Raw genomic sequence first — 11,114 nt, forward strand, 5'->3', positions numbered from 1 at the left:
GTTAGTCGGTGTCAACGCGAACTTTGCCAGTGAGGAGATCCTGCATGAGGCCGCGTTTTAGTTGTTTTAGCTCGATCTTCCGTTCCTTCTCTATTGATACTCTCTGGTCAATAGTAGATAAGATGTCGACGATTTCTCGCTGTTCTTCGGTAGATGGAACCGGAATGCGAAGTTCATTAATCAATCCAGTATTCAACCCGTCCATTATCGCTCCGTGGCTGAATGACTCGATTTGGTGCTTGACAATACGTGAACTTCGCAGAACTCCACTCAGATACTCCGGAAGACAGAATGAAGGATCAATACGAATCCTGAACAAATGATAGTCCATTATTCCTTTTCTTGCATCATCAGGAAGTACAGCAGCATCTCCTATCGTTCCCATCCGTGTTAAGAGGACATCGTCAGGCACAACCTGATATTTTTCTAAATCATGGTATTTCTCTTCCGTCACATACTGGCCTCCTTTCTCGAAATCTCCAGAATTGATGTTCGCTTGTCGATATATTTTGTAGCCCGAGTCGGTGAACTCTTCCTTTTGGAGTTTACTTCCGTATGGTCCGGTTTGAACCACACTGGACGCTGGAGTGGGAAAGTTTTCGAGCCGTCTCAATTCCCATGACTCAGGTAGGGGTATTGAGAGTGGCCCGACCACTACATCACTTTTAGATTCGCTTCGAGCCCCATTATCAAGGAGCCGGTGGGCGATTCCCTTTTTCAGTTCCTCGAACTTCTCGATAATCTCGTCTGTCTGTTGAATCTGCTCGTCGACCGTCGAGAGGATGTCGACGACTCGGCGCTGTTCGGGGAGCGGGGGGAGCGGGATAGTTAGATTCCCTTTGAATACGTCACTCGGAACCCGTTGGCGTCCAGTCGAACCTTCCATCAAGGAAATAGTGACCGACCGAAATTCGGGGAGATTGGAGAGGTAGTAGACAAATCGCTCCTCAATCACGCCCTCGCAAGGGTGGAAAACGAGGAACTCTGTAGAGCCAGAACCGACCTCGGTACTCATTCCGTCGATGAATGTGATCTTCCCGTTTTCAGTACATGGCGTGATTTTAGCGTAGACGGTATCTCCGTTCTTGAACCACGTCGTCGTACAATCGTCTTTCTCCCGCTGAGTCCAGTATTCGATGGTCTGCTTTTCTTCATCAACAGCGTCCATCGGGAGGTAATCGAACGGGCCGTTGTCGGGCTTATCGTATTTCGGGTTAAGCTCTATGGCCTCGTCGAAAGGAACGATATCCCACTCATCCGGTATCGGAATCTCACGAGGTCCGAGTTGGACGGTTTTGTAGCCTTCTTGCTGATCGGACTGTTCCAAGGCTTCACTCATCGATATTCTAACTCCTCCATGTACTCCTGCAGTTCCTCGTCGCTCTCCTGACGCTCCTCAGCAAGCCGATCCAACTCCCGTAGCTTCTCGCTCACGTCGATGGGTTCCTCTGGCTCGGTCGTATCGACGTAACGCGGCACATTCAGGTTCCAGTCGTTCTCCTCGATTTCCTCTAGGTCGACGAGCCGACTATGATGGTCCTCTTCGCGCCCCGTCTGGAACGTCTCAGCGAGGTACTCAACACCCTCATTAGTTAGTTGATTCTGATTCGAGAGCTCTTCGAACACCTGTACGTCCGACTCTCGAAGCGTCTGATCCTCGGCGTAAATGAAGTGGACCTTCTCAGCTCGCTCCGCGGGCTTGTCCTTGTTCAAAATAAGGATACAGCCCGGCGAGGAGGTGTTGTAGAACAGGTTCTCCGGTAGCGCGATCACAGCCTCGACGAGGTCGTTCTCCAGAATCGGCTTGCGGATCTTCTTTTCCGAACGCGAGCGGAATAGCACCCCGTTGTCCATCACGACACCCGCCTTTCCAGTCTCGTTGAGCGAAGCGATCATGAGCTGAATCCAAGCCCAGTCGCCGCGGTTCGACGGCGGGAGCCCGTACGGGAAGCGGTTGTACGGTTCGTTCTCTTCGACCCACTCCTTGCTCCACTCTTTCTGGTTCCACATCGGGTTCGCGATGACCCTGTCGAACACCTCCAGCTCGTCATGCTTATTGACGCGCTTCGGTTCGGTGATAGTGTCGCCCTTCTCGATCTTGGCGTCGTAGAGTTCATGCAGCAGGACGTTCATTTGGCCGATGGCCCACGTGTTCAGGTTTTTCTCCTGACCGTACAGCGAGATGTCCTCCATATCGCCGCCCGACTCACGGATGTGCTCGGCGGAGTAGATGAGCATTCCACCGGAGCCACAGCAGGGGTCGTAGACGCGATGCCCGGGCTCGGGATTGACGCATTTGACGATGAGGCGGACGACTTCCCGTGGCGTGTAGAACTCACCGCCTTTCTTGCCTGCGTCGTCGGCAAATTCGCGGATGAGGTACTCGTAGGCCCGCCCGAAGATGTCGGGGTCTTCGAGGTCGACGTTCCGGTACCGGTGCTTCGAGAAGTGCGAGACGAGATCCGAGAGGAGTGAGTCGGGCAGCCGTTCCTTGTCGTTGAAGTCGACCGTCGTGAGCACACGATCTTCGATGGGGTCGTTTTCGTCTTCGATCGCCGCGAGCGCCTTGTTCAGCGCAGCCCCCACGTCGGTTTCCTGAGCTTTGATGTGATCCCAGCGAGCGCGCTCGGGAATCCAGAACTCCTCGTGGATGTCTCGATCCTCCCGGGCAGTTGCTTCGTCGATCCCATATTCTTCGGCGACCTCCTCCGTCTCCTCGTCGAAGCGGTCGTTCGCCCGCTTGAGAAACAATAGACCGAAGATGTAGTTCTTGTAGTCCGCGGAGTCGATGCTCCCGCGCAGCTTGTCGGCAGCCGCCCATAGGTGGTCTTCGAGCGTTTCGAGAGTGAGTATATCGGGTTCCGTTCCAGGCAGCGTCGCCTGGTCGCCGTCAGACATACGTCAGTAGTTCTGCTCTGGTGTAATAACACCAACGTCGTGGGGGCGCCAGCTTGACCGACCGGCGTCGCATCAAGGACTCGCGACTGTGAGGACTCGAAACTGTGAGGAGAGAGTCTCGGGCGGATTCCCTAGGTTGGCTCAGTGGAGACGAATATTCCGGACTATCTCGGTACGATGTATATCACGACGAACCTGGATAGACCCGGAGCCAGTGCTAGGCGTGCCGGTGATTTGTCTCTGTGCGATTGGTTTCTCGCCCCCTGGGAGCGGTGCGGGGGCGCCCGATCCCCCGCGGAGTACAATGGGACATCGCGCACTCATCGCGTACGAACGACCGGACAGCACGTACAACATACACTACTCACACTGGGGTGCCCAGGACCTTAGACTCAAACCTGCCATCACCGCTAAGACGCCCTTTGGCGGTGACGACTCAGATCGAACCCTCCGTACCGTTCACCGGCGTCTGCGAGAGACCACCTCCAAACGTGCCGTCGATCGACTCCTGGACGGCCGAGAACTTCCCGCCCGACAGATCGACATCGAACCGCGGGCGATCCAACTCACCGTCGACGAGATCATCGACGAACACCTCGATTTCCTGCACCACGAAGCGTGCTACGTCGTCGACACCGACTGCCGAGTCACCGCCTATCGCACCCACTGGTTCGGCCTGCAGCACGACTGCGAGACGATCGACGACGCCCCCACGGTCGGCAACGGCGCCCTCCGAACCGTGCGGTGGCACGACGGCGAGCCCGTCGGCGACGGCTTCGCCCAGGGGGAGTTCCGCGGGCTGAAAGCCACCGTCGGCGACATGCTCGACCGCGATGTCTTCACGAGAGCGGAAGCCATCGAGTACATGGCCCGGAAACTCGACGAGTGGACCGACGACACTGAGGCGCTGATCGTTCGCAGGCCGCGGCTCGTCGAGGACGAGCACGAGTACTGAGTCGAATCCCGGCGTCTCGCGACGGTCGGGTTTGTCGCCCCCGAGAGGAGTGCGGGGGGCAGGACAGACTCGCCTCGCGCTGACTTTCGATGGCGACGACAGATCCCTACCAACGTGACTTCGACGAACAGCCCGACGAATCGATCCCGGCCGACGAGTGTCCCGAGTGCGATGGACGGCTCGCCACAGACGGCGGGGAGACCCGCTGTACTGACTGCGGGCTCGTCGTCGAGGCGTGTCGGCTCGACCGACGCGGCCCACGCACCTTCGACGACGACACCGACCGGCGGCGAACGGGCGCGCCGATCACCGAAGCGCGCCACGATCGCGGGCTCTCGACGGAGATCGGCCACACGACCGACGCCAACGGTAACCAGCTCTCCGACCGGAAACAGCGACAACTCGCTCGGCTCCGCCGTGAACACACCCGCGCGAAGTGGCGCTCGAAGGCCGAACGCAACCTCGCCCACGGCTGTACGGAGATCGCCCGGATGGTCGGCGCGCTCGGCCTCGACCACCAGCACCGCGAGCAGGCGAGTGCGTTGTTCCGCTCGGCCCAGAACGAGGAGCTTCTGCACGTTCGCTCCATCGAGGCGTTCGCCGCCGCGGCCGTCTACGCGGTCTGTCGGTGTACGACCGCGACCAGAACCCTCGGTGAGGTCGCAGCGGTCGCGCAGGTCGACCGCGACCGCGTCGCCAACGCCTACGCCGTCTGCAACGACGATCTGGGCTTACTGGCGCCGCCACAGCGACCCCGGGAGTACCTCCCTGGGCTTGCGTCGGCGATGGACGTTCCAACAGAAACCGAGTCCCAGGCACGGTCGCTCGCCGAGCGGGCGTGGGACGCCGAGGCCAGCATCGGCACGCATCCAGCGGGGTTCGCGGCGGGCTGTCTCGCCGTCGCCTGTCGGGACCACGGCGTGGACATCACCCAGCTCGACCTCGCCGCTGCCGCGGACGTGAGTCCGGTGACAGTTCGTGACCACCGCGACACGGTCGCGGCCAACAGGGCGGCGTGGGCCCGATGAGAGTCGGCTGGCTCCGTGACCGCATGCTCGGTCTCGATCCACGAGTCGAGCGCATCCGCGAGTGTCGCCACTGCGGGACAGCGGTCGACGTGTCGACAATCTCGTGTCCGGCCTGTGGGCGGTCGGCCATCGCGACCTACGAGATCAGATAGGCATGCACCGCACGGTTGGGCTGTCGGCGCCCCGATGGGCGGGGCGCTCGGATTCGGGCGCTCCGGAGACCAATGCACCCACTCGAACGACTGGCGTTTCCGACCCGCGTCGTAAAGCGTGCCCAGTACGAAGCCTTCGAGTTCTCGCTCGTCGACGATGGCGTCCTCGTCCGCAACGAGAGTCACGCCGACCCCAGCGACCACGAGTATCTCGTCACTGTCGCGGACGGCCTCCCCACGGCGTGTACGTGCCCGGCCGACGACCACTACGAGGGCGCGTGTAAACACCGCGTCGCCGTCGCGATTCGACGGCCACTCCTCGCTGCGGCGACGGCCGCGGCCGACGCCCAGTCGGTCGCCGCGGACGGCGGTCGCGTTCCGTCGTCGGTCGCTGATACTCCTGATTCACCGTCCGCACAGGACGAACCCGCGGCGCCTACCGACGAGACGTGCGCGGACTGCATCGGCGAGTTTCCCTGCTGGGAGTGCGTTCGGACCGGCCGCAAGGAACTGCCCGACTAGCTGATACCGGTCGTCGTCGTGCCGACCGCGAAGCGATAGTTCGCTGCCGTCGTGGTTTCGTTGCTCGCAGCGCACGAATCGTCTGTCAGCGGCATGTGGCGGACGATGATTGCTCCCCAGTAGTGGCCCTGGTGGAGTCCAAGCCGATACGATCCTGTCCACCCGTACCCCGCCGCCCCGCCCACCGCTCCGTGCTCGCTGCGCTGCGCGCGCAGCCACAACCCGGTGTGGCCAACAGATGGCCGTGCTTGACCACAGAGACCTATACAGGCGGTGCGACATCGTCGGTACTTGACGGCGTCGAGATCGCCGGACGTCCCTCGATCATCTCGGAGGGAACGAACGGGCACGTTGTGCGTCCGGCCTACTCGAAATGACCGATGTCGTGCCCACCGCGGATGTGGGTGTCGCCACCACTCGCTTGCACAGTGGGATCCCAGTGTAAAACCGAACGTCAGGATCGGCTGTCCTGCGGTCGACGGGACGGGGCCTAACCCTCGTCGTCACATTGGCGGGGCGACCGCTCGACTGTCTCGGCGGCTCGCAGTGGGTACGCCATCGTGCCTCGGCCGACGGTCGCGACCCTGACCAGATACGTTTCGCCCGGGGTGACGTCGGTCACGCGGAGCTGCTGTCCATCGCTGGTTCGCGCCGAGTAGAGCCCATACGACGGCTCGGTGTGCTGGGCGACGGTCACCCAGTACTCTTCGCCGGGCGCGAGGATGTTCGGGTGGGCGACCCTGACGAATCGCCGGGCCACCCGGGCGAGGACCACAACCAGATTCGTCAACATGTGGAGGGCGATCGCAGCGTCCCCCTGTCCATGGAGCCACAGGTACAACAGGAACAGTCCGCTGAGGAGATGTGGGAGGATGTACGGCGTTCGACCGAAGTAGACGTGCAGGGACGCCCAGCCAGCCGTCGCAGCGATCGACACGAGGAGGAGAACTGCGGTGGAGTCACTGGCCCGTCGGCTCGCAACCACCGGAATCCCCCGGAAGAGTATCTCTTCGATGATGGGGACCAGAACGACGGTATCGAGCGCCCGCAGCAGATCACGAACGGTGACCTGTGTGTTCGCCGCTTCGGCCTCTTTGAGTTGGGCTGTTGTCACAGGTGACGGTTCGGACGACCGCTCGCCTGACCGGTCGGTCCGCAATCCGTCGTCTCGGCACAGTAGCCTCACCCGAGCGTGAAACGTTGGCAGTATCCTGATTAACAGGAGTTTGCAGCCACCCACAAGCGCCCAGGCCAGCAGGAGACTCCCGGGATCACCGCTGCGGATCTGTGCGACCCAGGTCGTGACCACCTGCCAACCGGTGGTCGCGATCTCGTCGAGCACCATCGGTACTGTTTGGACTCTTATCGTCGTGGTCTCGCCGCGGACTGTCGGCTGGTTTCGGTGTCGAGTCCGTCGCGGACGCTCTTTCGCGGGGGCGAACTGTCCCGGATCGATTCCAGCTGTCGGTGGCGTGTTGCGATCATCGTTGAGTGGTCTCGGCTGCGATTTGGGTTCGGGGGGGTCCGGGCGTCGTGGTCAGCGGTCTCCCCGTTCGTGTCGTCACTAGTCGGTCGGGAAACTCGGAGACCGGGTCCCTGGAAATCCTTTTTGTTCGTTTGGATATTACAACAACCGATCAACATATCGAACTTATTCGAGTAGTGTGTCCCGCACGTACTCGGCCGGATAGATCGCCGTCATGCCCGGCCGGTCGATCCGGAACTGCTGTGGTGGGGTGTTGGGACTGTAGGTCTTCTCGACGCGAGGGTCGCCCTCCGGTGGGTCGTTCAGGACCGACAGCACCTGGTGGCCGTCCGTGCGGGACATGACGATCCAGATCGCTTCCTCGGGGTCGCAGGCGGCCATCTTGTCGTAATCTTCGGGGACTGCCCGGTGGACGTCGTTGTTGATGCGTTCGACCTCGACGGTGACGACGACGTTGCCCTCGCTGTCGAGGCCGGCCACGTCGAGGCGGCGTCGGTCGTAGCCCCCGTCGTCGGCGTCGAGATCGGCGCCGTCGCCCATGAACGCCGCTGCCGGGAGCGACCCCTCCTGAAGTTCGTGGTAGGGAGAGACCGTCTCGACGGCCGACTCGGGGTCGTCTCTGTACTGTTCTTCGAGTAACTCGATCCCCAGTTCGACGCCGAAGACGTGTTCGCTGGACTCCTCGAGGTCGCCCCGGCCATGACCGTAGTCGACGCCCCGTCGATAGGATTCGCCGATAGCGTCCCGTCCGGCGGGCGAGACAGAGTACATGCGGTGTGGATGGTCGGTGTCGTGTCGCACTAGATCCGCGTCCAGCAGTGGCTGGAGCTGCTCCCTGTCGATCCCGACGTATTCCTCCAGACGGAGCATCGAGTCCGTCTTGAGGTCGTACTCCGGTGGGTCGTAGCGGCGCTGTTCGGCGTTGTAGACTGTCTGGACGAACAGCAGCTGCGTCAAGGACCATTCCGAGGCGAGGATCTCTTCGGCCGAGAGCTTCAGGTTGCACTCACAGACGGGGATGTCGTCGGTGTCGACCACCTCAAGAGTGTGACAGCACTCGATGGCCCGGATCATCCCGTCGATGGATGGGTCGTAGCGATTGTCACACCGGTCACAGCATAGCGCATCGGCCCGGTCGTTGTAGGCGACACAGTCGGGCATGCGCCGCGTATGTGGTAGGAGTGTGTCGGTACGGAGATCCGGATGGATCGGCTCCGCGGATTGGGCCGTCTCAGCGTCTGTTGTGTCGGCCTCGCCGTCGGCCTCGTCGGACGCCTCGTCGTCCGGAGTCGACTCGACGGCGTCGTGCTGTCGAAGGCCCGCCGTCTCGGCAGTCCGCTCACGGACTTCCGCGAAGGCGGCCTGGAACGCGCGCTCTTCGGCCTCCGAGAGCGGGTCGTCGCTGGCCGGATGCCCTGCCGGGGCCGCGAGCGACTGTGCCAGGAACGGTCGCACCGTTCGCTCGCCGAACTCGGTTCCGGGACGGACGAGCCACTCGCCGCGACTCATGCCGGTAAGGCGCCTGTCGACCGCCTCAGGCGACATCGCGTCCGTCGCGAGGACGCGCGACAGGTCCGTATCGACCGCGACGTTCCCGACGACGAACGTCGCCGTCTCGTTGAGCGCTTCCTGGTAGGTGTCGCGGTCGGGATCGGGCGAGTCCAGCTGTTCGAGAAACTGCAAGCCAAGCGCGAGCGAGAGGCCGAAACTGCGCCCCTCAGAGAGCAACGTGTCGAGCAGTTTCGTCGCTCCGATATCGCGCGCCTCTTCGAGATAGAGATTGACCTGTGGCGGATCCTCGTCGGCGTAATCGCGACGCTGCTCGCGGGCTTTGAGCGCCGTCCAGCAGTTCGAGAGGATGACCAGTGTCAGCGTCCGCTTGACCGTCCCGTCCATCCCCGCGAAATCGAAGATGACGACCGTGTCCTCGTCGATGAGTTCGGTGAAGTTGAAGGATGGCTGGGTCGATTCCGGCCCGTCGTCCGCGCCCTCGGCGGGGGTGTGTTCGAAGACCGGGGCGAGTCTGCCGTCCGTCGCGATCGTCTCGACGCGGCCGACCGCACCGCCGAGGATGCTGTTGAAGACGTCGCGGTCACGCTCGTCGAGGCCGTTGAAGTAGTCGGTCAGGGTCTCGTCGGTCGTCGACGGCATCGCCTCACCACGCTGGGTCCGCTGGAGCGCGTCGTACAGGTCCGCGTGGGAGATCACGTCGCTCCCGTGGACGGGGTCGTAGAGCGCGCGGATGTGGTTGCGGATCGCCTTGACCGACTCGGCAGCCTTGCCGTAGGCCTCGGCACCCATCACGCCCTTGAGGATCTCCGCGTAGTGGTTGGCCTTCCGCGAGCGGGCCTCTTCCCTGGGGACGCCCGCCTCGAGAAGCGGTTCGATGTCGAAAAAGGAGAAGGCGGGCAACACGCGCGACAGATCGAAGTATCGCACGTCGTCGAGGTCGCCGTATTCGGCGTAATGGGCTCGGAGATACTCCTCGGCGGTGCCACCCCCCTTGTAGTCGAAGAGGATCTCGGGGCCGTCGGTCGCCGCGGCGTTCGTGACGATCCCGCCTTCGAGGAGGACGGACTTCCCGGAGCCGGTGTCCCCGACGACGACGAGGTGGCGGTCCTGGTGGCTCGGCCGGAGATAGAACGGCTGGCCGTAGGGCTGGCGGTCGTGTGTCAGTGGCATACACAGCGCCATCCCCGGTGGCGTGTACCGCATGAGCTGCTGTGGCGGGGGAAGCATCAGCGCGGTCTGTTCTATCGGCCGCGTCGCGAGCGCGCGGGTGCCATCGGGTGTGAGGTCCGTCCCGTCGACGAGACACAGTCCCGGGAGTTCCGCTGGCGCGACGACGATCCCCCGGCTCCGGAACTGGTTACACGGGAGCTTGTTCGCAACCGATTCGTAGGTCTCCGGATGGACCGTGCGTTCGAGCAAGTCCTCGAACAGCGCCGTCCCCGGTGGCGTCTCGCCGAGCGGCTTGAGATCCGCGTCGGTGACGACCTCGCCGCGTATCTCGTGATACGGCCCGTCGACACCGCTCAGAGCAGTCGTCAGCTGCCGAGCGACTGTCTCGGCACGCTGTTTGTCCGTCCGCGTCAGCGCGACGGCCCGCGCAGAGACGCGGAGCGTCCGCTGTGGATCACGCTCGTCGATCGCCTCGATGCGCTTGCGGTTCGACGCCGGCGGCGTGTATCGCTCGCGCTCTTCCTCGGTCCGCGGAGAGACGGCCTTCCAGAACCGGCCACCCAGCGAGGCCGTCCCGTCCTCGAGTTCGGCACGATACTCGTCTGCTTGCCCGCTCCAGTCGCCGTAGGACTGACAGACCAGCTGGTAGACGACCGGGACCGATGCGTTGCTCATCGTCTCAATCAGCGCCGCGAGTGACGGTCCATGGGACCCGTCGTGCTCGCTCCCGGACCGGTTCGATCGACGAGACGATGACTTCGAGCGACGCGTCGACGCTGTCCGGTCGGCAAACGGCGTCAGCGGTGTCTGCCAGTCTCGACTCCGCTTCGTCTGGCCGTAGTAGTCGACGCCCGCGACGTACGGTGTGACCGTCGTGTCGAGCACTTCGCCGGTCGGAAACGTGATCGAGTGGCCGCCCGTTTTCGGGTCGGCGATCGGCAGGAACTCCTCGACGTATCGCGGATGCCACGTGACATCCCGCAGTTCGTAGGTCGACGGGAAACACTGCCGGAGGAGCCCGCGCAGGTCTTCGATCAGCTCGGCATCGTTCGTCCCGACGAGATACCGGAGCTGCGGGTCGGGGCGACCGTCGGAGACGATCACCCATTCGACGAGCGGCTCCCGTCGCTTCCCCCGGATCGTCCGGAGCACGCCGGTCTGTGTCCGGTCGGCGAGCAGTGCCTCGATCCGTCGCATCGCTCGCGTCACAGCGGTCGGGTCGACTGATGTCTCCGCGGGCCGGATCTCGATGTACGGACGAGGTTCGATCCTGTCGGCCATCGATGCGGACTCGTCGGTCCGTATCTCGTCCGCGACCGGAACCGGAACCGCCGGCGTGGTGTCCGTGGCTGGCTGCTCGTCCCCGCCATCGGGCGCGTCACTTGCCATCT

At 62.8% G+C, this 11,114-nt stretch carries 7 protein-coding genes; 3 read left to right on the forward strand and 4 right to left on the reverse strand.

The window, feature by feature from the left end; genetic code table 11:
- Position 1: 1 nt before the first annotated feature.
- Complete coding sequence (locus tag HZS55_RS22110) at positions 2–1,339, reverse strand: restriction endonuclease subunit S (RefSeq protein ID WP_179909687.1); 1,338 nt, start codon at positions 1,337–1,339, stop codon at positions 2–4.
- Positions 1,336–2,898 (reverse strand): type I restriction-modification system subunit M, encoded by a 1,563-nt coding sequence (locus HZS55_RS22115; protein WP_179909688.1) that lies wholly within the window; start codon positions 2,896–2,898, stop codon positions 1,336–1,338. Before HZS55_RS22115 ends, HZS55_RS22110 begins: the two co-directional genes overlap by 4 nt.
- Positions 2,899–3,202: 304 nt before the next feature.
- On the opposite strand from HZS55_RS22115, the gene HZS55_RS22120 reads away from it, so the two are divergent.
- The 3 genes from HZS55_RS22120 to HZS55_RS22130 all read left to right on the forward strand — a co-directional run bounded on the left by HZS55_RS22120 (position 3,203) and on the right by HZS55_RS22130 (position 5,555).
- Complete coding sequence (locus HZS55_RS22120) at positions 3,203–3,853, forward strand: DUF6735 family protein (RefSeq protein WP_179909689.1); 651 nt, start codon at positions 3,203–3,205, stop codon at positions 3,851–3,853.
- An 89-nt stretch (positions 3,854–3,942) separates the two neighbouring features.
- Positions 3,943–4,881, forward strand: coding sequence for a transcription initiation factor IIB (locus HZS55_RS22125; RefSeq protein ID WP_179909690.1), 939 nt, complete (start codon positions 3,943–3,945; stop codon positions 4,879–4,881).
- 224 nt (positions 4,882–5,105) lie between these two features.
- The gene (locus HZS55_RS22130) at positions 5,106–5,555 is read left to right on the forward strand and encodes an SWIM zinc finger family protein (RefSeq protein WP_179909691.1); all 450 of its coding nucleotides are present in this window, start codon (positions 5,106–5,108) and stop codon (positions 5,553–5,555) included.
- A gap of 490 nt (positions 5,556–6,045) precedes the next feature.
- Here HZS55_RS22130 and HZS55_RS22135 read toward each other — a convergent pair whose 3' ends face one another.
- Together HZS55_RS22135 and HZS55_RS22140 are read right to left on the reverse strand one after the other, a co-directional pair.
- Positions 6,046–6,900 carry a CPBP family intramembrane glutamic endopeptidase gene (locus tag HZS55_RS22135; protein WP_179909692.1) on the reverse strand — a complete coding sequence of 285 codons (855 nt, stop codon included), beginning with the start codon at positions 6,898–6,900 and terminating at the stop codon, positions 6,046–6,048.
- A 306-nt stretch (positions 6,901–7,206) separates the two neighbouring features.
- Positions 7,207–11,112: a hypothetical protein gene (locus tag HZS55_RS22140; protein WP_179909693.1), complete on the reverse strand. Its 3,906-nt coding sequence runs from the start codon at positions 11,110–11,112 to the stop codon at positions 7,207–7,209.
- Between the last annotated feature and the right edge of the window lie 2 nt (positions 11,113–11,114).

The sequence above is a fragment of the Halosimplex rubrum genome (genome assembly GCF_013415885.1).
Lineage (GTDB): Archaea > Halobacteriota > Halobacteria > Halobacteriales > Haloarculaceae > Halosimplex > Halosimplex rubrum.

Excerpts from the sequence above, each read along its gene's own strand:
- HZS55_RS22110 (WP_179909687.1), bottom strand. The coding sequence starts at position 1,339 with ATGAGTGAAGCCTTGGAACAGTCCGATCAGCAAGAAGGCTACAAAACC.
- HZS55_RS22115 (WP_179909688.1), bottom strand. The coding sequence starts at position 2,898 with ATGTCTGACGGCGACCAGGCGACGCTGCCTGGAACGGAACCCGATATA.
- HZS55_RS22120 (WP_179909689.1), top strand. The coding sequence starts at position 3,203 with ATGGGACATCGCGCACTCATCGCGTACGAACGACCGGACAGCACGTAC.
- HZS55_RS22125 (WP_179909690.1), top strand. The coding sequence starts at position 3,943 with ATGGCGACGACAGATCCCTACCAACGTGACTTCGACGAACAGCCCGAC.
- HZS55_RS22130 (WP_179909691.1), top strand. The coding sequence starts at position 5,106 with ATGCACCCACTCGAACGACTGGCGTTTCCGACCCGCGTCGTAAAGCGT.
- HZS55_RS22135 (WP_179909692.1), bottom strand. The coding sequence starts at position 6,900 with ATGGTGCTCGACGAGATCGCGACCACCGGTTGGCAGGTGGTCACGACC.
- HZS55_RS22140 (WP_179909693.1), bottom strand. The coding sequence starts at position 11,112 with ATGGCAAGTGACGCGCCCGATGGCGGGGACGAGCAGCCAGCCACGGAC.